Raw genomic sequence first — 26086 nt, forward strand, 5'->3', positions numbered from 1 at the left:
TTAAAACCCGGTGGTTTTAATAAAGAATATTTAGGAGGATTTATGAAAAAACAATTGGTTTTGGCTACATTGGTTCTTACCGGTGCACTTGTACTTGCAGGTTGCGGCGGAGGATCAAAGTCGGCAAAGAATGCGGGTGGTAAGATTCTTACTATCGAACTTGATCCTGAGGTGGAGACTATCGATCCGGCACTCAATACAACAAATGACGGTGCAAACTATGCCACATATCTTTTTGACAACTTGCTAAGAATTGACAAGGACGGTAAGGTTGCTCCAAGTTTGGCACAAAAGTATGAGACAAGTGCAGACGGACTTACCTGGACATTCCATTTAAGGGACGGTTTGAAGTGGTCAGACGGTTCAGATTTTACTGCTAATGATTTCGTATACAGCTGGCAGAGAATGATCGATCCTGAGATAGCGGCACCATATGCAGAGACTGTTCTTGGAATGGTGGAAGGTTATGAGGAGGCTATCGGCTTACCTGATGCAGAAGGTAAGCCTACAATAGATCCTGATATTACAAAGCTTAAGGTAGAGGCACCGGATGATAAGACTTTGGTTGTTCATATGTCAACACCGACACCTTACTTTGACAAGCTTGCAACATTTGCGGCACTTTCACCTGTAAAGCAGGATGTGGTAGAGGCAAATCCTGACGGATGGACACTTGATCCTAAGACATATATATCTACAGGTCCGTTTAAGCTTACAGAGTGGAAATCAGGAAGCTATTTGATGCTTGAGAAAAATGAGAATTACTGGAACAAGGATGCTGTTAAACTTGACGGTATCAAATGTCTGCTTATGAATGACCAGAATGCGGCTTTCAGTGCATATGAGTCGGGAGATGCTTTAATGATAAAGGATATTCCTACTCAGGAGATCACAACATTGCAAAAGAGACCTGATTATCACCTGGATCCACAGCTTGGAACATATTTTATCGACTTAAACAACACATTAGATGAGTTTAAGGATGCAAGAGTTCGTCAGGCACTTTCACTTGCACTTGACAGAAAGTATATTTCAGAGACTATCACAGCAGGTACATATACTCCTGCAACAGGTTTCGTAAGTGCAGGTACATCAGATTGGGACGGATCACTTTGGACAGATAATATCACAGACCTTTCCGTATATATAAATATTGATGATCATGCAGGTAACCTTGCAAAGGCTAGAGAGCTTTTGGCAGAGGCAGGACATCCGAACGGTGAGGGACTTCCAACACTTACATATTCAACAAATGATGCAGCTTACCACAAGAAGATTGCCGAGTATTTACAGCAGGCTTGGAAAGAACTTGGAATTAATGTAGAAGTAAGTATAGTTGAGTGGAAGTCATTTACACCACAGAGAAGATCGGGTAATTATCAGACAGCAAGAGACGGTTGGGTAATGGATTATAACGATCCTTCAAATATCCTTCAGCTTACAACGACAGGAAACGGAAATAACAGTTCCAAGTACTCTAATCCTGAGTATGATGCACTCTTAGAAAAAGCTGCTAAAGAGATAGATCCGAAGACAAGATTCGGATATTTCCATCAGGCTGAGGAGATGCTTATGAAGGATATGGGCGTAACACCGATTCTTTATTACAATGAGATGTATCTTCAGAGCGATAAGGTAGTAGGAAGCTATCATACAGCTGACGGTATCTATCACTTTGAGTATGCAGATATAGCAGAATAAAATATTTATTATTAAAATTTAAGGAGAATTTATGAAAAAAAGATTGATTTTGGCTACACTGACAATTGCTGCAGCCATAGCACTTTCAGCATGTGGAGGTTCCAAGTCGGCAAGTAAGGGTGGAAAGATCCTTACTATAGAGGAAGGACCGGATGTGGAGACAATTGATCCGGCACTGAATCAGTCAGCTGACGGAGCAAACTATATCACAATGATATCAGACAATTTGCTTAGACTTGATAAGGACGGTAAGATAGCGCCAAGTTTAGCTGAGAAGTATGAAGTAAGTGATGATGGACTCATATGGACATTCCATCTAAGAGACGGACTTAAGTGGTCGGACGGTTCGGATCTTACAGCAGCTGACTTTGTATACAGCTGGCAGAGAATGGTTGATCCTGAAGTGGCGGCACCATATGCAGAGACTGTACTTGGAATGGTAGAGGGCTATGATGAGGCTATAGGTAAACCTGATGCAGAGGGTAATACTACAATAGATCCTGATATCACAAAACTCAAGGTAGAGGCTCCGGATGACAAGACACTTGTTGTTCATATGTCACATCCTGCACCTTACTTTGACAGGCTAGCCGCATTTGCAGCACTTTCACCTGTAAAGCAGGAAATAGTAGAGGCAAATCCGGACGGTTGGAGTCTTGATCCTAAGACATATATATCCACAGGACCTTTCAAGCTTACAGAGTGGAAGCAGGGAAGTTATATGCTTTTCACAAAAAATGAGAATTACTGGAACAAGGATGCTGTAAAGCTTGACGGAATTAAGGCACTCCTTATGCAGGATCAGAATGCGGCTTTCAGCGCTTATGAATCCGGAGATGCCCTAATGATTAAGGATTACCCTGTAGAGGAAGTAAAAACAATGCAGAAGAGATCGGACTATAAGTCCAGTCCTAAGCTTGGAATATCATATGTTGTTATTAACAATGATTTGGAAGAGTTTAAAGATCCTAAGGTTAGACAGGCACTTTCACTTGCGCTTGACAGAAAGTATATGGCAGAGACTATTACCGCAGATATAAATTCACCTGCAACAGGATTTGTTCCAACCGGTGTAATTGATTGGGACGGAAGCGCATGGGCTGATAATGTTATAGACAAGTCTGTATACTTTGATAATGACAATTTCGATGCAAACCTTGCAAAGGCTAAAGAGCTTTTGAAGGAAGCCGGATATGAGAACGGAGTAGGTCTTCCTACTATGTCATATACAACAAATGATGCAGGTTTCAATAAGAAGGTTGCAGAGTACTTACAGCAGGCTTGGAAAGAGCTTGGAATAAATGTTGAAGTAAATATTGTTGAGTGGAAGTCATTTATACCACAGAGAAGATCAGGAAACTATCAGATAGCAAGAGACGGATGGGTAATGGATTATAATGATCCTTCAAATGTTCTTGAACTTGTGCAGAGTACAAATGGAAACAATAATGCAAAATACTCTAACCCTGAGTTTGATGCACTACTTGATAAGGCTGCAAATGAATCGGATGCTAAGACAAGATTTGGATATTTCCATCAGGCTGAGGAGATTCTGTTAAAGGATGCTGGAGTTATTCCTTTAATGTATCAGAATGAAACATATCTTCAGAGCGATAAGATTATAGACAGTTTTTATACATCAGACGGTATTTGGCATTTTGAATATGCTGATATAGCAGAATAGTATAATATATGGAGTCGGAACTTTGCTTCCGGCTCTTTTTATAACTCATATCTTCACATTCTTTCTGAATGAGCCCGGTTATTTTATCTGTGATTATTTCATTACCGGTTTTGCTGAAATGCTCTAAAAATACTTTTCCACCTTCTTGTATCATGCTTGTAAATTTTCCTCTTGCACAAGAAAGAAGAGCAGATTATTACTCCGCTCCTCTTAGCCATTTCTACATCATTAATTTTTTATAATTGTTCAACAAGTGTTACACTATTTTACGAAAACTGTTTGGAAAATCTGACCTTTATTCTTCAAATATAACTCTATCTTTTAATTGGTGTTCTATATCTCTTTTCCCATATATAATACGGTATATTTTTACAACTTGGCTTGACTCATCAGGAATGTAAAATATAATGTAGTTATCAGCAGGTAAAACTCTAAGTCCCTTATCCTTCCATTCTTGATAATCACATAATCTATGCCTGTTTGGAAATTCATCAAGAGATTTAATAGCTTCCAATATCCTATATTTCATCTACCTAACTCTTTCTTTAACTCATTTTCTACTTCTTCAAAACTATATGTTCTTCCATTCTCAAAATCATTATGAGCTTTTAGCATTTCAATATTAAATTCTTCTTCTGATAAATTTGATAAAGAAAGAGGCTTTGTATTAGGGATTTTAACTTCAAAAGGCAAACCATTTTGCATTACAACCTGCCTTAAAAAGATAGATACAGCATTTGACATTGGTATTCCAAGTTTTTCAAGCACCACTTCCGCCTGCTCTTTAATATCAGGTTCAACTCTTACATAAATATTTGATGTTCTTGCCATATATATTACTTCCTTTCGAGATATATCATATCACTTTTGATTGCGAATAGCAATACATCTGATGTTGCAACTAAAAATAAAAGACATTAGAATTTCCGGAGATAGTGATGAATTGTAGTTCACAAAACAGTAAATCAAATCAATCGGTTTACTGTTTTTTTCAAATGTAAAAAGGAAAAGCGGCTATAAGAGGTAATTTATAAAACATTCTACCGTGAATATTTTTTGGATTATAGCAGATAGATTATTTAGGGGTAGACAAATATATTTTAATATGGTATAATTATACATATGTTTGAATAAACTTAAGATTTATATAGTTATTTAACAAATCGATTTATACAAATCTTATAGTTTCAAGTATGGATACAGAGTGCATATAAAATGCATAAAGTATATAAAGTTGAAGTTGATACCGGAGGTATAGTTAAAACATTGCTTGGGAGTTTAGAGTTTTTAAGCTAAATGCTCTGAGGATTGTAATTTCAAGTATCAGATTCTGCTTAAACAATGTAATTGAAATGGAGGAGGATTTAATGAAGAAAAGATTGATTGTTGCAGCATTGGCAATAGCCGGTGCAATGTCACTATCAGGGTGTGGAGGCTCAAAATCAAACACTGAACCGGCGGCAGACAGCACTAAGGCTGCTGAAAACGGTGATACTAAAAAATCCGGCGATGGTAAAAAGATACTTACTATTCAGCTTGGACCTGATGTGGAGTCCATTGACCCTGCACTTAACTCAGCAGTAGATGGTGCAAACTATATCTTATACGCTTTTGAAAATCTTTTAAAGATTGACAAAGAGGGCAAGGTAGTACCGGGGCTGGCAGAGAAGTATGAGATAAGTGATGACCAGCTTACCTGGACATTCCACTTAAGAGACGGATTAAAATGGTCGGACGGTTCGGACTTTACAGCAGAAGATTTTGTATACAGCTGGCAGAGAATGGTTGATCCGAATGTTGCGGCACCTTATGCACAGACAGTGCTTGGAATGGTGGAAGGCTATGATGAGGCTATCGGAAAGCCTGATGCGGAAGGTAATACTACCATAGATCCGGATCCGACAAAGCTGAAAGTAGAAGCACCTGATGATAAGACTTTAATTGTACATATGGCAAAGCCTACCCCATACTTTGATAAGCTTGCGGCATTTGTTTCACTTTCACCTGTTAAAAAGGATGTAGTGGAGGCAAATCCGGACGGTTGGAGTATCGATCCTAAGACATATATTTCTACAGGTCCTTTTAAGCTTACTGAGTGGAAGCCGGGAAGCTACCTTATGTTTGAGAAAAATGAGAACTATTGGGATGCGGATTCAGTAAAACTTGACGGTATCAAATGTCTGCTGATGGAAGACCAGAATGCAGCTTTCAGTGCTTATGAGTCGGGTGATGCTTTAATGATTAAGAGTATTCCTACACAGGAGATTACAACATTAAAGGAAAGAGCTGATTATTATCTTGACCCTATACTTGGAACATATTATCTTGATTTAAATAATACTTTAGACGAGTTTAAAGATTCAAGAGTAAGAGAGGCGCTTTCACTTGCACTTGACAGAAAATATATTTCTGAAGTTATTACAGCAGGTACATATACTCCGGCAACCGGATTTGTAAGTGAGGGAGTAACGGACTGGGACGGTACAGTATGGCAGGACAATATAACAGATTCATCTGCGTATATTAATGTTGAGGATCATGCAGGAAATCTTGCAAAGGCAAAGGAGCTTTTAAAAGAAGTCGGATATGAAAATGGTGTAGGTCTACCTGAGATGGTTTATTCAACCAATGATGCAAGTTATCACAAAAAGATTGCCGAGTATTTACAGCAGGCATGGGGAGAGCTTGGTCTTAAGGTAGAAGTAAATATAGTTGAGTGGAAGTCATTTACACCACAGAGAAGATCAGGAAACTATCAGATAGCAAGAGACGGTTGGGTAATGGATTACAATGATCCTTCAAATATATTAGAACTTGCATTAACAGGAAATGGAAATAATAATGCCAAGTACAGCAATCCTGAGTTTGATGCTCTGATGGAAAAGGCGGCTACAGAGAAAGATCCGCAGACAAGATTCGGATACTTCCACCAGGCTGAAGATCTTATGATGAAGGATACGGCTATGGTTCCGCTGCTTTATTACAATGATTTCTATCTTCAGAGCGATAAGATAACAGGCAGCTGGCATTCACCTGACGGATTCTGGCACTTCGAGTATGCTGATATAGCCGAGTAAGATAAATATAAAGTACATATTCTAGTATAATAAAATGTGGTTGTCGTTAATATGTTAAACGACAACCATTTTTATATGCTTGTATTGTCATTCATCTATAAACTCGGTCATATACTTTCTTCTTATAAGAGGGCAATGCTGTCTTTGCAAATTTACATTTTCTCTTTCTTTTATTGAAACATTTTCAAAAAATGCTTTCCAAAGCTTAGAATAAGGAGTTTTTATATCATTCAACTTTGCAGCAGCTTCAAGCTCATTTTTTTCAACTGTTTGCAGGTAGCATTCACTGTCCTTTGGATGGATTAGAGAAATGCTTCTTGAACAGTCTATAATGATCCAGTTAAGAGAAGGCATTCGGTCTTTAAAATGATAGGAAAGTTCGGCAAGTATATCATGCTTGGGTTCGATAGTTGCCAAAAAGAGATCTTCACCCACTTCTTTAAATCTTGTAAACTCCTTATAGGAGTGAATTTCACGGATGACCGCTGTTTGAAACTTTAAAAGTTTCATAACAACTTCTTCACCGGACATAGAATTGATATTTTTACCATATTTAAAAGCAAGTCTCAGGTAATTATAAATATCATTTCCTGTATCTTTATAATATAAAAAAGCCGTGTAAACAGTCCGATATGTTTGTATGGAAAGCTTGTGCTTAATACTTTCTATAACCTTTTTTGCATTTTTAATATCGGTGTTTACATATATAATTTCCGAAAACATATTTTGCTGTGTAAATAAATGCTTTTGCAATTGTATATTCTCATTTTTATGGCAAAGGCTGTATTCCCAAGCTGTGTATATACATGACGCCAAGGCATAGAAGTTATCATCATATGTAAATATTTTCATTATTTCAACCCAAAATCATCAAATAGAGATAACTGTCTTTCGGATTGGTAGCTTTGTTGAAAGTTCTTATTGCCACCTAACATGATAAGTCTATTTGTTATATATTTTTCATCCAATAAAGTTTTGTACATCATTTTGCCATTACAGGTTAAAAAGTAATGTGCCCTTTTTAAAACTACGCCCATCTTGGCAAGGGAATTAAAGTCGAGCAGAGAGTGTCTGCGAGAACTTACAATCCTTTTTGCAGCCTTAGGACCTATACCCGGTACTCTAAGCAGACGGGATATATCGGCTGTCTGTACTTCCACGGGGAAATACTCCAAATGTTTGACAGCCCAATTGCATTTAGGATCTATATAGGTATTGAAGTCCGGCTCATCTTTGCTTAGAAGTTCTCTGGCATTAAAGCCGTAAAATCTAATAAGCCAATCAGCTTGATAAAGCCTATGTTCTCTTAAAAGAGGAACAGCCGTACCGGGATTCGGTAGAGATGAATCCTCATTAACAGGAATATATGCTGAATAAAATACCCTTTTTAAATCAAAATCTTTATATAGATTTTGAGCAGTCATAAGTATGGTATAATCACTGTCATCACCGGCACCTATAATCATTTGTGTGCTTTGTCCTGACGGCACAAAGGGGCGAACATTAGCCTGTTTGGTGATAAGTGAAGATTTTAAAGTATTATCTCCCTCAATTTGGGCTACATCGTTAAATATACTGCCGGGTATATATTTATTGATATTGCTTCTTGGGAGTTTCGGACTCTCTCCAATACTTAGCCTATTCATCGCTATGGAATCCTTTATTTTTTTCATAGGATTTGATATAAGATTGAAACTTTTATTGGGAGCATATTTTTTTAGGCTTGATTCGGTAGGGAACTCAATATTAACACTCATCCTGTCTGCAAGAGATCCTGCCTGTAAAAGTAATTCATCAGAGGAACCGGGTATGGCTTTAACATGCACATATCCGTTAAACATGTATTCATTCCTTAACAGACTCAGAGTCTCGCAAATCCTTTCCATAGTAAAGTTCGGGCTGTTAATTATACCGGAACTTAAAAACAAGCCTTCAATATAATTCCTTTTGTAAAACTCCACAGTCAACTCACAGATCTCTCTTGGAGTAAAACATGCACGGCGTATATCATTACTTTTTCTGTTAATACAGTATTTACAATCAAAAATACAATGGTTGGTCATAAGTATCTTAAGCAAAGAAATACATCTACCATCGCTGCTGAAAGTATGGCATATTCCTGAGGCTACGCTATTACCTAGTTTTCCTTCTTTTCCCTTTCTGTCCACTCCGCTTGAAGTGCAGGCAACATCATACTTAGCAGCATCTGAGAGTATTTCAAGCTTTTTTAAAGTATCTTCTTTAGAACATATGTTTATCATAAATAGATTATACAAGAACATATGTTCGTGTGTCAATAGGTATTGTTCTGATATAATTCTTCGATGCTTTTTGAAATATATAGGTAAGTATACACTAATTTCAGAATGGAAAAAATGCCTTAAAAATGCTATGATCTTTTTGTAGGGAAAGTAGGAAATAAATTATAGATGTCAGATACCGATAGGAGGAACTTATGGATAAAGAAAAGGCTTCTTCGCAAAATATAAATGTATATAAAAATAACAATCCATTTGAAGAGATTGTTACGATTGTAGAAAATTCAAAGGATCGTGCATATCGAAAAGTTAATGAAGAGTTGATATTAATGTATCAAGAGGTAGGAAAATATATCAGTAAAAAAACTGAAGAAGCATCTTATGGTTCCTGATTTGTTGATAATGTGGCAGATTTTTTTTCAACAAACTATCCTGAGCTGAAGGGATTTAATCGTAGAGGACTTTACAGAATGAAGCAATTCTACGAGTTATATAAAGATGATGAAAAAGTGTCACCACCGGTGACACAATTGAGTTGGGCTAATCACTTGAAAATAATGTCGGCTTCTAAAAGCCAAGAAGAGAGAAGATTTTATATTGAATTGGCAGTAAAAGAGAGATATTCAAAGCGTGAGTTGGAAAGACAGATGTATAGCGGTTACTATGAACGCTTTATGCTTTCAAATGGCAATATGTCGTCGGCAATTCAAAAAGCAAAACAAGAAACACATAATTTATTTTTAGACAAATATGTTTTAGAGTTCCTTGATGCACCAAAGGGTGGTAACGAAAAAGATTTTCAAAAATCAATACTGGAGAACTTGAAGAACTTTGTTTTAGAAATTGGAAAAGAGGATTGTCATGCTTAGTTGCATTTGAACTCAAGATTGGAGAATTCAAGCCTGAATATATAGGAAAGATGAATCTATATTTGGAAGCATTGGATAGAGAAGTTAAGAAACAAGCGGAAAATCCAAGTGTAGGAGTTATTCTTTGTGCATCATATGGCGATGTGGAGAAAAACAAAGACTATGCGATTAAAATGGCTTCATATTATGACAATAAAATTAAAGTAGTATGCGAATAATGCGCGAACTACAGAGGATAAGGGGATAATATGGTTTATATAAAAAGAGTTGGGAAAGATAAAAGAAAGGCTCTGTTTAATGTTATTCAAAAATATTTGTATGAGATGTCAAAGTATTATGGCGATGAAATGGATGAAGAGGGAGTATATGAATACAGATATCTTCCGCTTTACTTTGAGGATAATGATCGTTCGGTTTATTTTATTTATGACGACGAGGCATGGATTGGATTTGTATTATTAAACAAATATTCTTTTACAGGAGAAGAAATTGATAATGTAATTGCAGAATTCTCTATATTTCCTGCATATAGGAATAAAGGCTATGCTATGGATGCTATAAAGCTTCTTGTAGAAGAAAGAAAAGGATTATGGCAACTTAAATATGCTCTGAATAACACTAATGGCTCGTATTTTTGGAAAAAGGTAAAGCAAAAATATAGTGGATCGGAAATCTCGTTAGGAGATAAAGAGATGGTGATTACATTCAACTCTTCGCGTGGGTAACAAGTATACTATTACAACTATGGAGGCAATAAATGCAACAGGAGTATTAACGGCAGTTATAGATAAACCAAATCATGTTTCTGTAAGACCTGTAAATCCTTTGGAGATGATGGAATGGATTAATAGCAGGCCAACAGTAAAAGAGAATCCATACTACTTAACAAAAATATTAGCATCAATATCTATAAGAGATAATGGAGGACCATGTAATGTCAAAATTGATTGATAACTTAATTAAAAAATATGAATATAATATTTACATTAACGAGAATATATCTGGGGAAAAACTAGACAAATTAGCATTATTATTAGAAAAAGAAGAAAGTAATACAGAAACTTATTTTAATCCTTTGAGATACAAAAGTAAGTTTTCATGGTTCAATATTCTATATATTATAGAAAGGATGAGTTACACTAGAAAATTAGAGTATATACCATTTTTAATAGAACTATTACAAGATGCAAATTGGCCTACTTTTGAGTATACTGTTTCATTATTGGTGTCTTACAATAAAAATGATTTGTTGCCCTATGTAGAAAGACTACTGTGGAGAGCATATGAAGATGATGATGAAATGTGGATATCTGGAATAGCTATACTTATTGAGGATAAGAATATTAAAAAAAGCGATTTTGAAAATCCAAAAACTTATGATTTGTTAAAGTATAGAGATTTTTATAGAACTTAATAAAATAAAAGTCGACAATAAGAATAAAATAGACAGTGCTCTTAAGGAAAGAGGACTCTAAATGTTTAGTATGGATTCTTTTATAAAGCTGTTGCCTAAAGTAAAAAAGAATATTTATATACCATCAATTATAATTCAACTGACAGAACTATTTGATAATTTGAATGAGATATTGGATAAACTGGGGAATATTATAAATGAGCTTAAAAACAAGGATTATATAGATATTACGAGTGAGGCAAGACGTATTGAGAGGAGTAGAAAGAAAAAGATTATGGGCGGAGTAGCTGCATTAGTTATCATAGCTTTAATAGTTGGTGCTGTTGCAATATATATGTTCTATATTAAAGGTAGTAGTAATGGAGAATACATTCCTGCAAATGCCGGCAAAGCTGATGAAAGGAACAGAAGATATATGGATAATAAGCCGACATTTACAGCAAATGATAGAGCTGTTTTGGATCTTATCATCGATTTAGATCAGGTATCAAAGGAAGTTAATCAAAAATAGAATATGAGTATATAACAGGTGGAGCTACAATATCGTGACTCCACCTATTATATTAGCTAATACTGATTGTAAGCTTTTTGCCAAGTGCCATTGCAAGTTTGTTTATGGTTTCTATACTTGTATTATAGCCACATTCAATTCTTGCAATTGTAGACTGCGGAACATGAGATATCTTAGCAAGTTGCCTTTGAGATAACCTGGCACTTTGCCTTGCACTTGCAATAACGAGAGCACTTTCTAAAATGGCTTTTTCAGTCAAGTATCCGTTTTTAAATTCATTGTTTAAATAATCATCGAATTTAATATTAGCCATTATTATTCTCCTCAAATATATTGACTTTTTCGCTACATAAATTTAAAATTATAGCGAAAGGGGTTGAGAATATGGACGAAAGAAATATCCTTGATAAGTTACTTGAAGAACAAAATGGATATATTCGATTAATTGATGCTCAAAATGAGGGAGTATCAAAGTATTCTGTTCTGGATTATATCCGTAAAAATGAAATGGAAAAGATTGCACCCGGAATATACATTTCGCCTGAGGCATTGGAAGACAGACTGTATTCGATTCAGCTTAGGAATAGAAAAATTGTTTTCTCCCATGAAACAGCTTTGTATATTCATAATCTTTCCGATAGAGAGCCTTTTTCACCGGTAATTACTGTTGTACGAGGGTATAATGCGAAACATCTAAAAGAAGATGGTGTTGTAGTACATACGGTAAGACAGGAATGGTTAGAGCTTGGCTTGACAAAGGAGCAGACTTTTATCGGTAATACGGTAAGAATCTACGACAAAGAACGTTGTATATGCGATATTATCAAGAATAAAAAAAGAATGGATATTCAAGTATTTCAAATGGCTTTGACATCTTATTTTTCAGATAATGAAAAAAATATTCATATCCTCATGAAGTATGCCGGTATTATGGGAGTTTCAGATAAGGTGAGACAATATACAGAGGTGTTATTATGATTAAAGGTGCTACAGCTGTAAAGGCAAAGATAAAAAATAAAGCAGGCGGTGACAGTGACAAATCGCAGATAATACTGAGAATATATCTTATGGAACGGCTTCTGGAGAGGGTTTCTTTATCACAATATAGAGATAATTTTGTGTTAAAGGGTGGACTTTTAGTATCTTCTTTGGTAGGTGTGGATATGCGTTCAACTATGGATGTGGATACTACAGTAAAATCACTTATTATAAATAAGGTGTCAGCTCAAAAGATTTTGGAAGAGATAATAGCTATTGACCTGGAGGACGGAGTTGTTTTTCGTATAACTAAGGTGCAGGATATTATGGAAGGTCACGAGTATGAAGGTATTCGTTTTATGATAGAATGTACGATAGATAAGTTAAAACAGACTATTAAGATTGATATCTCAACAGGTGATGAGATTACGCCGAGAGCGATAGCATATAAGTTGCCACTTATTATTGAGGACAGATCAATAAATATTTGGGCTTATAATTTGGAAACGCTTCTTGCGGAAAAACTTGAAACTGTCATGGTAAGAGCAGAGGTTAATACAAGAATGAGAGATTTCTATGATATACATGTGCTACTTAATCAAGATGCAGTGACTATTGATAGATATACAATGAAATCTGCATTTTATGCTACATGTAAGAGAAGAGAGTCTACGGAGCAGATTATGATGATAGACGATGTTATCAACAAGATTGCTGATGACAAAGTGATGAAACAGCAATGGGATAACTACCGAAAAACTAACTATTACGTAGGTGCATTAGAATGGGATGATGTGATAGGAAGTGTAAGAATATTAAGAAAAATGGTTGAGTAAAAATGCCTGCATTGTAGATTACGCCTGCTTTGCGGGTGTTTTTGCGTTGAGATATATTGTTATTTCAAATGTGGTTTATAAAAAGTGAGCAAATCAAAAATGTTGAGACCGCTAAATGTCGATCTCAACATTAATTATAGAATTTATTATATTATGATATAACCTTCTTACTCTGTTCTTTCAGATTCTTCTGTGCTGTAGAGAGCATCAGCTTGATTCTGTTTAGCTGGTTTACTTCTGACGCACCGGGATCATAGTCTACCGCTATGATATTTGCTTCGGGATGGGAGCGGCGAAGCTCCTTTATAACACCCTTACCCACCACATGGTTTGGCAGGCAGCCAAAAGGCTGTGTACAAACAATATTTGGAGTACCGGTCTCTATAAGCTCGAGCATTTCGCCTGTCAAGAACCAACCCTCACCTGTCTGATTTCCTACAGATACATAGTCCTTAGCCATATTTGCAAGATGATCTATTCTTGAAGGAGCAATAAAATGCTTGCTCTTTTCAAGTGCTTTTCTTGCATCACCTCTGAGTGCCTCAAGTACCTTGATACCGACATTTGACATAAAGGCGGTCTTTTTTGACATACCAAGATGCTCTGCTTTAAAGTTACTGTTATAGAAACTGTAAAGAAGGAAGTCCAAAAGATCCGGCATTACAGCCTCTGCACCCTCTTTTTCAAGCAGTTCAACTATATGATTATTGGCAAGAGGAGAGAATTTTACAAGGATTTCTCCTACAACACCTACTCTTGGCTTCTTTATATTAAGCCTTGGGAGATTGTCAAAATCTTTTACAATGCCTCTGATATTTTTCTTAAACTCTCCGAAGTTCAGTTTTCTTACAGAAAGGGAATCTATTACACGATTTCTCCACTTTCTATGAAGTCTGTTGGCAGCACCTTTTTCCTTTTCATAAGGTCTTGTAGCATATAAAACTCTCATAAACAAATCGCCATATACTACAGCCTGCATCGCTTTTATAATCATAGGAGGAGTCATCTTAAAGCCCTCATTGGTCTCCATACCGTTGGCATTGACTGAGATTACGGGAATCTGTGCCATATCCACTTTTTCAAGTGCTCTTCTGATAAAGCCTATATAATTGCTGGCTCTACATCCTCCACCGGTCTGACTCATAAATATTGCAGTCTTATCGGGATCATATTTTCCTGAAAGCAATGCTTCCATTATCTGTCCGACTACTATCAAAGATGGGTAGCAGGCATCATTATTTACATATTTTAAACCGCAGTCTATAGCGGAACGGGAATCATTTTGGAGTACTTCCACATGGTATCCGAAAGCATTGAGTGCCGGCTCTAAAAGGTCAAAATGTATAGGAGACATCTGTGGACAAAGAATGGTATATTCATCCTTCATCTCCTTTGTAAATACCTTTCTGTGATAAGCTGAGGACTGTACTTTTCTTTCAAAGTTTTTCTTATCTCTTACACGGAGTGCCGCGATAAGTGAACGGATACGGATTCTTGCGGCACCGAGATTGTTTACCTCATCAATCTTAAGCACGGTATAGATTTTTCCTGAACCTGTAAGTATATCACTTACCTGATCCGTAGTTACCGCATCAAGTCCGCAACCGAATGAGTTAAGCTGTACAAGGTCAAGGCAATCATCCTGCTTTACAAGGCTTGCGGCAGCATATAATCTGGAATGATACATCCACTGATCGCTTACAATAACCGGTCTTTCTATCTTCGCAAGATGAGAAACCGCATCCTCTGTAAGTACTGCGATACCGAATGAAGTAATCATATCCGGAATACCGTGGTGGATTTCAGGATCCACATGATATGGTCTTCCTGCAAGAACTATACCGTGGCGATTGTTCTTATGCAGCCACTCAATAGTTTTTTCACCCTCTCTTTCAATATCCTTCTTTGATTGGATAAGTTCCGTCCATGCAGCATGTGCAGCGAATTTTACTTCTCTTTCGTTTATATCAAATTCCTGCTTCATTACCTTGATAAGCTGATTTGTAAGCACCTCTTCGTTTGTAAATGCCATAAAAGGATTTAAAAATCTGGTATTTGTTTCTCTGATTTCTTCCACATTATTCTTTATATTCTCAGCATACGAGGTAACGATAGGGCAGTTAAAATGATTGCCAGCATCAGGCTGTTCATTTCTCTCATATGGTATACATGGATACCATATAGTGCGAACACCGTTCTTTATAAGCCATGAAATATGTCCATGTGTAATCTTTGCAGGATAACATTCGGACTCACTTGGAATGGATTCGATACCAAGCTCATATATTTTTTTGGTGGACATAGGAGAGAGCACAGTTCTAAAGCCGAGGTTTCTAAAGAATACAGCCCAGAACGGGAAGTTCTCATACATATTTAAAACTCTCGGTATTCCAACAGTACCTCTAAATGCCTTGTCAGCTGTAAGAGGCTCGTAGTTAAACATACGATTATACTTATATTCATAGAGATTGGGCACATCCTTTTTAACTCTGTCCTTGCCAAGACCTCTCTCACATCTGTTTCCCGATATGAAGTTTCTTCCACCCTCAAACTTATTTACGGTCATAACACAATTGTTGTTGCAGCCACGACATCTGGTCATAGAGGTGTCATACTGAAGTGATATTATATTATCAAGAGGCAGCATGGTGGTCTTTTTACCCTCATATCGTTCTCTTGCGATAAGAGCGGCACCGAAAGCGCCCATAATACCTGCGATATCAGGTCTTGTAACAAAGCCGCCTGAAATCTTTTCAAGGGCACGAAGCACGGCATCATTATAGAACGTACCACCCTGTACCACTATATGTTTTCCGAGGTCGGCAGCATTGGAAATCTTTATAACCTTAAACAAGGCGTTTTTAATAACCGAATATGCAAGACCTGCTGAAATATCCGCTACGGTAGCACCTTCCTTTTGTGCCTGTTTTACATTTGAGTTCATGAAAACGGTACATCTGGTACCAAGGTCTACCGGATTTTTTGCAAATAATGCTTCCTTTGCAAAGTTTTGTACGGAGAAGTTTAGTGAACCGGCAAAAGTTTCTATAAAGGAGCCGCATCCGGCGGAACATGCCTCATTTAACTGCACGGAGTCTACAGTGCCGTCCTTGATACGGATGCATTTCATATCTTGACCTCCGATATCAAGTATACAGTCGACCTCAGGCTCAAAAAATGCAGCGGCATAGTAATGTGCAATCGTCTCTACCTCACCCTCATCCAGCATAAATGCAGCCTTTAAAAGTGCCTCACCATATCCTGTAGAGCATGAGTATACTATTTTTGCATCCGGACGAATCTTTTCCTTTACAGACTTGATGGCTGAAATAGCTGTAGCCAAAGGAGAACCGTTATTATTGGAATAGAAATTCCAAAGCAGGCTTCCGTCCTCACCTACCAAAGCTATCTTTGTAGTGGTTGAACCGGCATCTATTCCAAGGAAGATATTTCCGCTGTATTCTTCAAGCTTTCCTGTTTTTACACTGTGACCGAAATGTCTGTTGCTGAATTCCTCATAGTCAGCCTCATTATCAAAGAGTGAATCAAGTCTGGCAATCTCATGTGCCATCTCGATACCTTCCTTAAGTTTTGCAATAAGATCTGAAATACCTATCATTGCCTCGGTACTTTCACAGTTAAGTGCTGCACCGATGGCGGCAAAAAGATGTGAATTGTCAGGGTCGACAATATACTCATCTGTGAGATTTAAAGTTCTTATAAATGCCTGCTTTAATTCTGAAAGGAAATGAAGCGGACCGCCAAGGAATGCCACATGACCTCTGATAGGCTTGCCGCAGGCAAGACCTGAAATAGTCTGATTTACCACCGCCTGGAATATAGAAGCGGAGAGATCCTCTCTGGTAGCACCCTCATTGATAAGTGGCTGTACATCCGTTTTTGCAAAAACTCCGCATCTGGCAGCTATTGGATAAATAGATTTATAGCTTTTTGCATATTCGTTTAATCCGATAGCATCTGTTTGCAGAAGGGAAGCCATCTGGTCTATAAAACTTCCTGTACCTCCGGCGCATATACCGTTCATTCTCTGGTCTATACCGCCTGTAAAGTAAATGATCTTTGCATCCTCTCCACCAAGCTCTATTGCCACATCTGTTTGAGGGGCACTAGCCTTAAGTGAAGTTGCAACCGCAACCACTTCCTGTACAAAGGTGGACTTTAGATGTTTTGAAAGGGTAAGACCGCCTGAGCCGGTGATCATAGGGATTATATTTACTTCCCCGATTTTTTCAAAGGCATCAGATAGCTGTGCCGCCAAAGTTCCCTGTATATTTGCATAATGTCTGCGATAATCTGAGAATACTACTTCATGCTTGCTATCAAGTATAGCGATTTTGACAGTAGTCGAACCTATGTCTATACCAAGCACATAGATTTTTTCTGTGTTTTGCATATTATAACCTCTTTTATAAGCTTATGATTATATGATATCCCGGGCAAAATGCCCACTTTGAAACGGGACTGCAAAAATGCAATCCTTAAAATCAACGATTTAGTCTGTATTTTATTTTGGGAAATAAAATTGCACACAAAACCCACATGTGAAAACATGATTTCATATCATAGCACATTAGTAGGAATAAGGCAATGTAGAAGAGATTAAAAGTGTATTAAATACTGTAGTTTATATTGCAGTTTGGACAGCTTTAAAGACGAGGTCCAAACTGCATTTCTTTATCTTTAATTCATGGCGGATTTCATTTCTTTTACATAAGCTCCTATATATTCAGGTGCTTTTGTTTTATACTGTTTCAAGAGCTTGATAATGGCTGAACCTACGATTACTCCGTCAGCTATCTTACTCATTTCATCCGCCTGCTTAGGAGTTGAGATACCGAAGCCTATAGCACAGGGTATATCTGTATTTTCCCTTACTATCTTTACTATGGAGTTTAAATCTGTTGTGATTTCACTTCTGGTTCCTGTTACACCAAGACTTGATACAATGTATAAAAATCCTTTAGCTTCCTTTGCAATCATTGCAATGCGGTTATCGGATGTAGGCGCAATAAGAGAGATGAGATCAATATTATATTTTTCTGATATATCAAGGAACTCATTTCTTTCTTCAAACGGGATATCGGGAAGTATAATGCCGTCAATACCGACCTCACTGCATTTTGCAAAGAATTTTTCCGTACCGTATGAGAACACAACATTTGCATAGGTCATAAATACAAGTGGAATACTTATTTCCTTTCTAAGCTCAACTACCATATCAAATACCTTATCAGTGGTAATGCCTCCTTCAAGTGCACGTATATTTGCACCCTGTATCACCACGCCCTCAGCCGTAGGATCGGAGAAAGGTATACCTATTTCTATCAGGTCGGCGCCGTTTTTTACCATTTCAAGAATGGCTGCTTTTGTAGTAGTCACATCAGGATCACCGCAGGTAATAAAGGGGATAAATGCCTTTTTATTTTTTAATGCTTCATATATTTTATTCATGTAAATCTTCTCCTTTGTATCTTGCAATAGCCGCACAATCCTTATCACCTCTGCCGGATATGGTGATTACAATTATCTGATCCTTACTCATAGAAGGCGCTATTTTCATTGCATGGGCAACAGCATGTGCAGATTCTATAGCAGGTATAATACCCTCCATTCGGGAGAGATATTCAAATGCTTCCACCGATTCATTATCTGTTACGGGTACATAGCTTGCCCTTTTTATATCATGAAGATATGAATGTTCAGGTCCGACACCCGGATAGTCAAGTCCGGCGGAGATGGAATATACAGGTGCTATTTGACCGTATTCATCCTGACAGAAGTAGGATTTCATACCATGGAAAATACCAAGCCTTCCGGTATTTATGGTAGCTGCGGTTTCAAATGTATGGATTCCTTTGCCCGCAGCTTCACAACCTATAAGTGCAACCTCCTTATCGTTTATAAAATTATAAAAGCTTCCTATGGCATTGGAGCCTCCTCCCACACAGGCAAGTACGGCATCAGGTAATTTACCTTCTTTTTTTAGTATCTGCTCTTTGATTTCCTTTGAAATCACCGCCTGAAAATCCCTGACAATAGTGGGAAAGGGATGAGGTCCCATTACAGAGCCGAGGCAGTAATGAGTATCATCTATTCTGCTTGTCCACTCTCTCATAGCTTCGGAAACCGCATCTTTTAGAGTTTTTGTTCCGCTTGTTACAGGAATAACCGTAGCACCAAGCAGCCTCATCTTATATACATTCAGTGCCTGACGAATGGTGTCTTCTTCACCCATAAATACCACACATTCCATGCCCATCAATGCGGCTGCTGTTGCAGTTGCAACACCATGCTGTCCTGCACCGGTTTCTGCAATAAGTCTCTTCTTACCCATCTTTTTGGCAAGGAGCGCCTGCCCTAAAACATTATTTATCTTATGTGCGCCTGTATGTGTAAGGTCCTCACGCTTTAAATAAATCTTTGCACCGCCAAGATCCTCCGTCATTTTCTTTGCAAAATAAAGCTTTGAAGGTCTGCCAGCATAATCATTCAAGAGATAATTGAGTTCTTTGTTAAACTCGGGATCATCTTTGTAATGATTATAGGCTTTTTCCAATTCCAATACTGCATTCATGAGAGTTTCAGGTATATACTGTCCTCCATGAATTCCAAATCTTCCTTTAATAGCTGTCATTTGTCACCTCTCTTACTAAATTTACAAATCTTCTCATCTTAGTGGCATCTTTTTTGCCTTCGGTTTCTATTCCCGAACTTACATCCACTGCAAAGGGATGCAGTTTTATTATTTTTTCCTGTATATTATCAGGGGAGAGTCCGCCCGCCAGAAAATATTCACCTTCAAAGCCTTCAAGCAAAGCTTCATCAAAGGTTTCACCGCAGCCGGCACCCGCATCAAGCAGGATAAAATCAAAGTTTTTATCTATTTTTTCTATATCGGTTTTTGATTTTATCTGATAGGCATATATAATGGGAGCGTTTATCTTTTTCTTTAAAGCATCTATATATTTTGTATCTTCGTTCCCATGAAGCTGTACAATATCAATGGTTTTATTTTTAATAAGGTAAACGATATTTTCGATATCCTCATTTACAAATACACCCACCGCCTTTACCCTGTTGTCAAGCTTTGCTTTCAGTTTTTTTGCCATATCAAAGGATATATACCTTCTGCTTTTACCTGCAAATACAAAGCCTATATAATCAGGTAATAATTCATTTATCACATGGATATCATCCTCTTTTGTTATGCCGCATAGCTTAATCTTTGTCATATTTTCCCTTTAACCAATCCAAAGTGAATTTTTTACTCTCTGCCCGCATAAGCACCTCACCTATTAGGGCTGCATCAGCCCCCATATCAATAATGTTTTTTATATCTTCAGGGCTTTTTACACCGCTCTCGGAAACAAATAAAATATCTTGAGGTACAAGACTTCTAAGCCTTTTACTGTTACCGGTATCCACGGAGAAGTCCTTTAGATTTCTGTTATTTACTCCAATCATACGGGCATTTATCTTTAACGCTTTTTCAATTTCAGCTTCATCATGACATTCCACAAGAGCGGAAAGCCCAAGGTCATCACTGATATCTTTGAAATACTGCATTTCTTCAACAGATAATATGGAGCAGATCAAAAGGATACAGGAAGCACCCATTGCCTTGGCTTCATATATCATATACTCATCAACAGTAAAATCCTTTCTAAGAAGCGGGACATTAACGGTATTTGATATTTCTTTTAGATATTTATCGCTTCCAAGAAACCATCTTGGCTCTGTAAGTACCGAGATACAGTCTGCACCCGCATCTTCGTATTCCTTTGCAATCGAAAGATAGGGAAAATCTTTTGATATAATACCCTTAGATGGTGAAGCCTTTTTACATTCACATATAAAGGAGAGACCGGGTTTTTTTAAAGCATTTTCAAAACCAAACTTCACAGCCTCTATTTTTTCAGCTTCGGCTCTGACTACAGACAGAGGAATACTTTTTTTTTGCTCTTTGATTCTTTGCCTAGTATATGTGGCTATTGTATCTAAGACAGTTATTTCTTTACTCATTGCTAATCCTTATAAAATCATCCAAAACCTTAATTGCCTTTTTACTTTCAATAAGATTTCTTGCAAGATCTATTCCTTCCTTTATACTGTTTGCCTTATCACCTATATAGAGTGCCGCACCGGCATTTAAAAGTACGGCATCGGTTTTAGGTCCTTTTTCTCCATTTAGTATGGCAAGAGTAATGGCTGCATTATCTTTCGGATCACCGCCTGCCAAATCTTCTTTTTTGCAGCGTTTAAGTCCGAAATCCTCAGGTTTTATCTCATATAGGGTAAGTGAGTCGCCCTTTATTTCACAAACCTTGGTAGGGGCGGAGAGAGATATCTCATCAAGTTTATCCATACCATAGACTACCATACCTCTTTGTACACCAAGCTCCATTAAAACTTTAGCAAGAGGTTCTATAAGATATTCATCATATACTCCAAGAAGCTGGCGCCTTGGTTTTGCCGGATTGGTGAGAGGTCCGAGTATATTAAAAACGGTCCTAAATCCAAGTTCCTTTCTGATTGATCCTACATATTTCATGGAGCTGTGATATTTTTGGGCAAAGAAAAAGCATATACCCACCTTTTCCAGCAGTTCCTTGCATTTATTGGGATCTTCGTCAATATTTACACCTAAGGCTTCCAGGCAATCTGCCGTACCGCATTTTGAAGAAGCGGCTCTGTTGCCATGTTTACTTACTTTCATACCGCCTGCGGCAGCCACTATGGCTGAGGTAGTGGAGATATTAAAGCTGCCTGCATTATCACCTCCTGTACCCACTATTTCAAAAAGGTCAAAATCCGTATCTACGGCTGTGGCATGCTCTCTCATAGCTTTTGCACAACCTGCAATTTCTTGAGTGGTCTCCGCCTTGGCGCTTTTTGTGGAAAGAGCGGCAAGAAATGCAGCATTTTGTGTAGGTGAAGTTTCTCCGTTCATAATTTCATTCATAACGGTATAAGCTTCATCAAAGGTCAAATCTTCTTTATTTACAATCTTTACAATAGCTTCTTTAATCATAGTATCCTTTCCATATTTGTATAATTTTTCAGATAGTGATAGTATTTAAATTTTACAATACCTGTAGCGTTTAGTTCTTTCGTAAAATCCTGCGAAGCTTTAAGAAAGAACTGCGATTGGGATTGTAAAATAAATACTACAGCTACAGTGAAATAAAATTCCTCAACATTTCCTTTCCATATTCTGTCATTATGGATTCCGGATGGAACTGCACTCCATAGATTGGGTAATGGATGTGTTCTACCGCCATTACTTCATCATCATCCGTTCTTGCAATCACCTTCAGCTCATTTGGGAGTGTATCTTTACTTGCGGCAAGAGAATGATATCTGGCAACTCTGCTTTTGGCAGGTATACCTGAGAAAAATGCACCGGAGGTATCAAAATATGTAAGAGAATCCTTGCCATGCATAAGTTCTTTGGCATAGGTCACTGTAGCGCCGAATGCCATGCAAATAGCCTGATGCCCAAGGCATACTCCGAGGATTGGAATACTTTGCCCAAGCTCCTTTACCACATCTATAATAATACCTGCATCCTCAGGTCTTCCGGGACCGGGGGAGATAATGATTTTTTGTGGAGCAAGATTTTTTATTTCTTCTACGCTCATCTCATCATTTCTTATTACCTTTATATCCGGATAAATTTCTCCCACCATCTGAAAAAGATTGTAGGAAAAACTGTCATAATTATCAATCAATAGAATCATATATTTATCTCCTGAGCTTTTCTTAATGCATCTACTACCGCACCTGCCTTATTGATAGTTTCCATATATTCCTTATCGGGTTCGGAGTCTGCCACAATACCGGCACCGCTTCTGATAAATACTTTACCGTTTTTCTTGTAGGCAAGTCTTATAGCAATACAGGTGTCCATATTTCCTGTAAAATCTATATATCCGATAGCACCTCCATATACACCTCTTTTGTTGTTTTCAAGTTCTCCTATAAGCTGACAGGCACGAATCTTTGGTGCACCGGAGAGAGTGCCGGCGGGAAGTACAGCTTCCAGTGCATCCAGTGCATCATATTCAGGTCTTATTTCACCTCTTACAGTGGAGCCGATATGCATTACATGTGAATATCTTTCTATGGAACGAAGCTTTTTTACTTTTACACTTCCGAATTTACTTACTTTGCCGAGGTCATTTCTGCCAAGGTCTACCAGCATATTATGTTCAGCCAGCTCTTTTTTATCAGCCAGCAGTTCATTCTCTAAAAGAATATCCTCAGCTTGCGTTTTTCCTCTTGGTCTGGTACCTGCAAGAGGGAAAGTATGCAGTATTCCGTCTTCAAGCTTTACCAAGGTTTCGGGTGAAGCTCCGGCAATTTCCACATCGGTACCGGAAAAATAAAACATATATGGAGACGGATTTACCGTTCTAAGTATTCTGTAGGTATTAAAAAGGCTTCCTTTAAAATCCGCCTGTAGACGGTTTGAAAGCACTATTTGGAAGATATCTCCCTCCTTGATATGATGCTTTGCCTTTGCAATCATCTCTGAAAACTCTTTTTCTGAGAACAGTGGTGTTACCTCAGAAAGGAGTTTGCCGGATTCATTGGATTTTTCACCGGTTAATAAAAGGTTTTTTATTTTTTCAAGCTTTTTAACAGCTTCTTTATAGGCAAATGAAGTATCGCCTGTTAATGAAATATTTGTAATAAGTATGATTTTTTGCTTTATATGGTCAAATACAATAACATCCTTAAAAAGCATTACATCAATATCCTTAAAGCCCTCGGCATCATCTACATTCCTTTTTATACCGGGTTCCTTATAGCCTATATAATCAAAGGAAAAATATCCTACCAGACCGCCTGTAAAAGGAGGCAAAGAAGAAATTCTCGGGCTTTTATATTTTTTTAACAGCTCTCTCAGATACATAGGAAGATCGGTGCAGATAAACTTTTTACCATTCACATTTATCCTGCTGTCAATACAGCTTATGGAAAGTTCGGGATTAAAGCCCAGAAATGTATATCTTCCCCAGTTTTCATTTGCCTTTGCGGATTCCAACATATAGGCATGTGTGGAAGCCTTTTTTAAAATCCTTATTGCCTCAATAGGTGTGATGAAGTCGGATAGGATTTCAAGACTCACAGGTGCAAGAGTATATTCTTTAGTTTCTTTTATTTTCTCTATTTCAGTTAATGAGGGGTAATACATATTATAAGGTCCTTCCTTCAAGTACAACTCTTTTTTTGATTTCATTCATAAGGTCTGCAAACTGCAACAGGTCAAGTGATTGTGCACCGTCACATAATGCCTTTGCAGGATCATTATGAACCTCTACCATAATTCCGTCCGCTCCGACTGCAAGTGCCGCCTTTGCAAGCGGTGGTACAAGTGATCTTATTCCCATTGCATGGCTTGGATCCACCAGTACCGGAAGATGTGTTTTTTCTTTTAAAAGTGCAACCGCTCCAAGATCTAAAGTATTTCTGGTGGCGGTCTCAAATGTTCTGATACCCCGCTCACAGAGTATAACATTTTCATTGCCTGATGCCATAATATATTCGGCACTCATAAGGAATTCTTCAATAGTGTTGCAAAGCCCACGCTTTAAAAGTACCGGCTTTTTTAACTTTCCGACTTCCTTTAGCAAATCAAAGTTTTGCATATTTCTGGCACCTATCTGGATAATATCCACATTTTCAAAAAGGGGCAGCTGTGTCTGATTCATAACCTCCGAGATAATCGGAATATTTACGGCTGCCTTGGCACTTTCTAAAAAGTCCAGACCTTCTTTTCCAAGTCCTTGGAAGGAATAGGGGGAAGTTCTAGGCTTAAAGGCTCCGCCTCGAAGTATTACGGCACCGCTTTCTTTGATACTTCTTGCCACCATAGTAATCTGCTCGCTTGTTTCCACACTGCAAGGTCCTGCAATAACGGTGAAAGTTCCGGTACCGATATTTACATCATTTACCTTTATGACGGTATCATCGGGATGAACGGTTCTGCCTGCCGCCTTATAGGTTTCTGTAACCCTCTTGCCATAGGCAACTATCGGATGAGTTTCCACTATAGTGTCCATATCTATTTTTGAAGTATTTCCTATAAGACATACCGCAGTATGTTCCGTACCAGGGGCGTATATTGTATCAAATCCGATATCTTCAAATTCTTTTCTGAAATTTTGTATTGCCTCTTCACTGATGCCTGCTTTTAAAATAAAAACCATAAGTCCTCCTAACGAATTGGATATAAATAGTCAAATGTTTATTTGATTTTGCAATCCTTAAAGCTGCCTGGATTGTAAAATTTTAAATATAACATAGAAATAAAAAAGTCCCTGACAAATAAAAACCTAAAAAGGTTAATATTTGTCAAGGACGAAATTTCAACAATAAAAAATCGTGGTGCCACCTTGATTCACAGCATGATCTGTGCACTTTAAGATACCTACATATCCCTTGCAACTAACGTATGCGTACGTTGTAGTATACTCTGCCGAAGCATTTGACTACACCCTCAATGGTCCATTTGCTAGACTGTTTCTTATCCGGCTCTCAGCTTCCCAGACTCTCTGTGAAGTCATGACTAACTTTATCTCCATATCAACGGTTTGTTTTTTCAATTATTGTTATGGATTCTAATATAAAATTGAATTTATGTCAACATAAAAATATATTATGTTAAAAATAAATGATTTTCTTTCATCGACTTACAGATTCAAATCATTTACATCCAAGTATTATAAATG

24 protein-coding genes and 1 pseudogene are annotated in these 26086 nt (G+C 37.5%); 11 read left to right on the forward strand and 14 right to left on the reverse strand.

Annotated elements, in window-relative coordinates:
• Positions 1-42: 42 nt before the first annotated feature.
• Both J4O15_RS05125 and J4O15_RS05130 read left to right on the forward strand, forming a co-directional pair.
• On the forward strand, positions 43-1701 hold the full coding sequence (locus J4O15_RS05125; protein WP_208099933.1) for a peptide ABC transporter substrate-binding protein: 1659 nt from the start codon (positions 43-45) through the stop codon (positions 1699-1701).
• A 31-nt stretch (positions 1702-1732) separates the two neighbouring features.
• Positions 1733-3385 (forward strand): peptide ABC transporter substrate-binding protein, encoded by a 1653-nt coding sequence (locus tag J4O15_RS05130; protein ID WP_208099934.1) that lies wholly within the window; start codon positions 1733-1735, stop codon positions 3383-3385.
• A gap of 295 nt (positions 3386-3680) precedes the next feature.
• Here J4O15_RS05130 and J4O15_RS05135 read toward each other — a convergent pair whose 3' ends face one another.
• Together J4O15_RS05135 and J4O15_RS05140 are read right to left on the reverse strand one after the other, a co-directional pair.
• Positions 3681-3914: a type II toxin-antitoxin system RelE/ParE family toxin gene (locus tag J4O15_RS05135; RefSeq protein ID WP_208099935.1), complete on the reverse strand. Its 234-nt coding sequence runs from the start codon at positions 3912-3914 to the stop codon at positions 3681-3683.
• Entirely contained in the window at positions 3911-4216 is a 306-nt protein-coding gene (locus tag J4O15_RS05140) for a type II toxin-antitoxin system RelB/DinJ family antitoxin (RefSeq protein WP_208099936.1), read from the reverse strand. Before J4O15_RS05140 ends, J4O15_RS05135 begins: the two co-directional genes overlap by 4 nt.
• A 536-nt stretch (positions 4217-4752) precedes the next feature.
• Here J4O15_RS05140 and J4O15_RS05145 point away from each other — a divergent pair.
• Positions 4753-6462 (forward strand): peptide ABC transporter substrate-binding protein, encoded by a 1710-nt coding sequence (locus J4O15_RS05145; RefSeq protein WP_208099937.1) that lies wholly within the window; start codon positions 4753-4755, stop codon positions 6460-6462.
• A gap of 87 nt (positions 6463-6549) precedes the next feature.
• Here J4O15_RS05145 and J4O15_RS05150 read toward each other — a convergent pair whose 3' ends face one another.
• Positions 6550-7314: a TIGR03915 family putative DNA repair protein gene (locus J4O15_RS05150; RefSeq protein ID WP_208099938.1), complete on the reverse strand. Its 765-nt coding sequence runs from the start codon at positions 7312-7314 to the stop codon at positions 6550-6552.
• The gene (locus J4O15_RS05155) at positions 7314-8744 is read right to left on the reverse strand and encodes a putative DNA modification/repair radical SAM protein (RefSeq protein ID WP_208099939.1); all 1431 of its coding nucleotides are present in this window, start codon (positions 8742-8744) and stop codon (positions 7314-7316) included. Before J4O15_RS05155 ends, J4O15_RS05150 begins: the two co-directional genes overlap by 1 nt.
• Before the next feature lie 173 nt (positions 8745-8917).
• Here J4O15_RS05155 and J4O15_RS05160 point away from each other — a divergent pair.
• The 6 genes and pseudogenes from J4O15_RS05160 to J4O15_RS05180 all read left to right on the forward strand — a co-directional run bounded on the left by J4O15_RS05160 (position 8918) and on the right by J4O15_RS05180 (position 11514).
• A pseudogene (locus J4O15_RS05160) lies at positions 8918-9589 on the forward strand (DUF1016 N-terminal domain-containing protein).
• Positions 9577-9807, forward strand: coding sequence for a PDDEXK nuclease domain-containing protein (locus J4O15_RS15890; RefSeq protein WP_243761961.1), 231 nt, complete (start codon positions 9577-9579; stop codon positions 9805-9807). The pseudogene J4O15_RS05160 and the gene J4O15_RS15890 overlap by 13 nt, the downstream one beginning before the upstream one ends.
• A 30-nt stretch (positions 9808-9837) precedes the next feature.
• Positions 9838-10314 carry a GNAT family N-acetyltransferase gene (locus tag J4O15_RS05165; RefSeq protein ID WP_208099940.1) on the forward strand — a complete coding sequence of 159 codons (477 nt, stop codon included), beginning with the start codon at positions 9838-9840 and terminating at the stop codon, positions 10312-10314.
• Positions 10315-10333: 19 nt separating this feature from the next.
• Positions 10334-10540, forward strand: a complete 207-nt coding sequence (locus J4O15_RS05170) for a hypothetical protein (RefSeq protein ID WP_208099941.1) — start codon at positions 10334-10336, stop codon at positions 10538-10540.
• Positions 10524-11003: a DUF5071 domain-containing protein gene (locus J4O15_RS05175; RefSeq protein ID WP_208099942.1), complete on the forward strand. Its 480-nt coding sequence runs from the start codon at positions 10524-10526 to the stop codon at positions 11001-11003. Before J4O15_RS05170 ends, J4O15_RS05175 begins: the two co-directional genes overlap by 17 nt.
• 61 nt (positions 11004-11064) lie before the next feature.
• Positions 11065-11514 carry a hypothetical protein gene (locus J4O15_RS05180; protein ID WP_009219276.1) on the forward strand — a complete coding sequence of 150 codons (450 nt, stop codon included), beginning with the start codon at positions 11065-11067 and terminating at the stop codon, positions 11512-11514.
• Positions 11515-11566: 52 nt separating this feature from the next.
• On the opposite strand, the gene J4O15_RS05185 is transcribed toward J4O15_RS05180, so the two are convergent.
• Complete coding sequence (locus J4O15_RS05185; protein WP_009219277.1) at positions 11567-11827, reverse strand: helix-turn-helix domain-containing protein; 261 nt, start codon at positions 11825-11827, stop codon at positions 11567-11569.
• Between the two features lie 71 nt (positions 11828-11898).
• Between J4O15_RS05185 and J4O15_RS05190 the strand changes: the two genes are divergently transcribed.
• Complete coding sequence (locus tag J4O15_RS05190) at positions 11899-12492, forward strand: type IV toxin-antitoxin system AbiEi family antitoxin domain-containing protein (RefSeq protein ID WP_009219278.1); 594 nt, start codon at positions 11899-11901, stop codon at positions 12490-12492.
• Complete coding sequence (locus J4O15_RS05195) at positions 12489-13328, forward strand: nucleotidyl transferase AbiEii/AbiGii toxin family protein (RefSeq protein WP_009219279.1); 840 nt, start codon at positions 12489-12491, stop codon at positions 13326-13328. The genes J4O15_RS05190 and J4O15_RS05195 overlap by 4 nt, the downstream gene beginning before the upstream one ends.
• 151 nt (positions 13329-13479) lie before the next feature.
• On the opposite strand, the gene J4O15_RS05200 is transcribed toward J4O15_RS05195, so the two are convergent.
• The 9 genes from J4O15_RS05200 to aroF form a co-directional block, all read right to left on the reverse strand.
• A complete protein-coding gene (locus tag J4O15_RS05200) occupies positions 13480-17742 on the reverse strand; it encodes a 2-hydroxyacyl-CoA dehydratase (protein WP_208099943.1) in 4263 nt (1420 codons plus the stop codon).
• Positions 17743-18029: 287 nt separating this feature from the next.
• The gene (gene trpA, locus J4O15_RS05205) at positions 18030-18800 is read right to left on the reverse strand and encodes a tryptophan synthase subunit alpha (RefSeq protein ID WP_208099944.1); all 771 of its coding nucleotides are present in this window, start codon (positions 18798-18800) and stop codon (positions 18030-18032) included.
• Positions 18793-19983, reverse strand: coding sequence for a tryptophan synthase subunit beta (gene trpB / locus J4O15_RS05210; protein ID WP_208099945.1), 1191 nt, complete (start codon positions 19981-19983; stop codon positions 18793-18795). Before trpB ends, trpA begins: the two co-directional genes overlap by 8 nt.
• Positions 19970-20581: a phosphoribosylanthranilate isomerase gene (locus J4O15_RS05215; RefSeq protein WP_208099946.1), complete on the reverse strand. Its 612-nt coding sequence runs from the start codon at positions 20579-20581 to the stop codon at positions 19970-19972. Before J4O15_RS05215 ends, trpB begins: the two co-directional genes overlap by 14 nt.
• Complete coding sequence (trpC, locus tag J4O15_RS05220; protein ID WP_208099947.1) at positions 20568-21371, reverse strand: indole-3-glycerol phosphate synthase TrpC; 804 nt, start codon at positions 21369-21371, stop codon at positions 20568-20570. Before trpC ends, J4O15_RS05215 begins: the two co-directional genes overlap by 14 nt.
• Positions 21364-22380 carry an anthranilate phosphoribosyltransferase gene (gene trpD, locus J4O15_RS05225; RefSeq protein ID WP_208099948.1) on the reverse strand — a complete coding sequence of 339 codons (1017 nt, stop codon included), beginning with the start codon at positions 22378-22380 and terminating at the stop codon, positions 21364-21366. Before trpD ends, trpC begins: the two co-directional genes overlap by 8 nt.
• 142 nt (positions 22381-22522) lie before the next feature.
• Entirely contained in the window at positions 22523-23089 is a 567-nt protein-coding gene (locus J4O15_RS05230) for an anthranilate synthase component II (RefSeq protein ID WP_009219286.1), read from the reverse strand.
• Positions 23086-24549 (reverse strand): anthranilate synthase component I, encoded by a 1464-nt coding sequence (trpE, locus tag J4O15_RS05235; RefSeq protein WP_208099949.1) that lies wholly within the window; start codon positions 24547-24549, stop codon positions 23086-23088. Before trpE ends, J4O15_RS05230 begins: the two co-directional genes overlap by 4 nt.
• 1 nt (position 24550) lies before the next feature.
• Entirely contained in the window at positions 24551-25564 is a 1014-nt protein-coding gene (gene aroF, locus J4O15_RS05240) for a 3-deoxy-7-phosphoheptulonate synthase (RefSeq protein WP_208099950.1), read from the reverse strand.
• Positions 25565-26086 lie beyond the last annotated feature (522 nt).

It is taken from the genome of Lachnoanaerobaculum sp. Marseille-Q4761 (genome assembly GCF_017565785.1).
Classification (GTDB): Bacteria; Bacillota; Clostridia; order Lachnospirales; family Lachnospiraceae; genus Lachnoanaerobaculum.

Excerpts from the sequence above, each read along its gene's own strand:
- J4O15_RS05125 (WP_208099933.1), top strand. The coding sequence starts at position 43 with ATGAAAAAACAATTGGTTTTGGCTACATTGGTTCTTACCGGTGCACTT.
- J4O15_RS05130 (WP_208099934.1), top strand. The coding sequence starts at position 1,733 with ATGAAAAAAAGATTGATTTTGGCTACACTGACAATTGCTGCAGCCATA.
- J4O15_RS05135 (WP_208099935.1), bottom strand. The coding sequence starts at position 3,914 with ATGAAATATAGGATATTGGAAGCTATTAAATCTCTTGATGAATTTCCA.
- J4O15_RS05140 (WP_208099936.1), bottom strand. The coding sequence starts at position 4,216 with ATGGCAAGAACATCAAATATTTATGTAAGAGTTGAACCTGATATTAAA.
- J4O15_RS05145 (WP_208099937.1), top strand. The coding sequence starts at position 4,753 with ATGAAGAAAAGATTGATTGTTGCAGCATTGGCAATAGCCGGTGCAATG.
- J4O15_RS05150 (WP_208099938.1), bottom strand. The coding sequence starts at position 7,314 with ATGAAAATATTTACATATGATGATAACTTCTATGCCTTGGCGTCATGT.
- J4O15_RS05155 (WP_208099939.1), bottom strand. The coding sequence starts at position 8,744 with ATGTTCTTGTATAATCTATTTATGATAAACATATGTTCTAAAGAAGAT.
- J4O15_RS05165 (WP_208099940.1), top strand. The coding sequence starts at position 9,838 with ATGGTTTATATAAAAAGAGTTGGGAAAGATAAAAGAAAGGCTCTGTTT.
- J4O15_RS05170 (WP_208099941.1), top strand. The coding sequence starts at position 10,334 with ATGGAGGCAATAAATGCAACAGGAGTATTAACGGCAGTTATAGATAAA.
- J4O15_RS05175 (WP_208099942.1), top strand. The coding sequence starts at position 10,524 with ATGTCAAAATTGATTGATAACTTAATTAAAAAATATGAATATAATATT.
- J4O15_RS05180 (WP_009219276.1), top strand. The coding sequence starts at position 11,065 with ATGTTTAGTATGGATTCTTTTATAAAGCTGTTGCCTAAAGTAAAAAAG.
- J4O15_RS05185 (WP_009219277.1), bottom strand. The coding sequence starts at position 11,827 with ATGGCTAATATTAAATTCGATGATTATTTAAACAATGAATTTAAAAAC.
- J4O15_RS05190 (WP_009219278.1), top strand. The coding sequence starts at position 11,899 with ATGGACGAAAGAAATATCCTTGATAAGTTACTTGAAGAACAAAATGGA.
- J4O15_RS05195 (WP_009219279.1), top strand. The coding sequence starts at position 12,489 with ATGATTAAAGGTGCTACAGCTGTAAAGGCAAAGATAAAAAATAAAGCA.
- J4O15_RS05200 (WP_208099943.1), bottom strand. The coding sequence starts at position 17,742 with ATGCAAAACACAGAAAAAATCTATGTGCTTGGTATAGACATAGGTTCG.
- trpA (WP_208099944.1), bottom strand. The coding sequence starts at position 18,800 with ATGAATAAAATATATGAAGCATTAAAAAATAAAAAGGCATTTATCCCC.
- trpB (WP_208099945.1), bottom strand. The coding sequence starts at position 19,983 with ATGACAGCTATTAAAGGAAGATTTGGAATTCATGGAGGACAGTATATA.
- J4O15_RS05215 (WP_208099946.1), bottom strand. The coding sequence starts at position 20,581 with ATGACAAAGATTAAGCTATGCGGCATAACAAAAGAGGATGATATCCAT.
- trpC (WP_208099947.1), bottom strand. The coding sequence starts at position 21,371 with ATGAGTAAAGAAATAACTGTCTTAGATACAATAGCCACATATACTAGG.
- trpD (WP_208099948.1), bottom strand. The coding sequence starts at position 22,380 with ATGATTAAAGAAGCTATTGTAAAGATTGTAAATAAAGAAGATTTGACC.
- J4O15_RS05230 (WP_009219286.1), bottom strand. The coding sequence starts at position 23,089 with ATGATTCTATTGATTGATAATTATGACAGTTTTTCCTACAATCTTTTT.
- trpE (WP_208099949.1), bottom strand. The coding sequence starts at position 24,549 with ATGTATTACCCCTCATTAACTGAAATAGAGAAAATAAAAGAAACTAAA.
- aroF (WP_208099950.1), bottom strand. The coding sequence starts at position 25,564 with ATGGTTTTTATTTTAAAAGCAGGCATCAGTGAAGAGGCAATACAAAAT.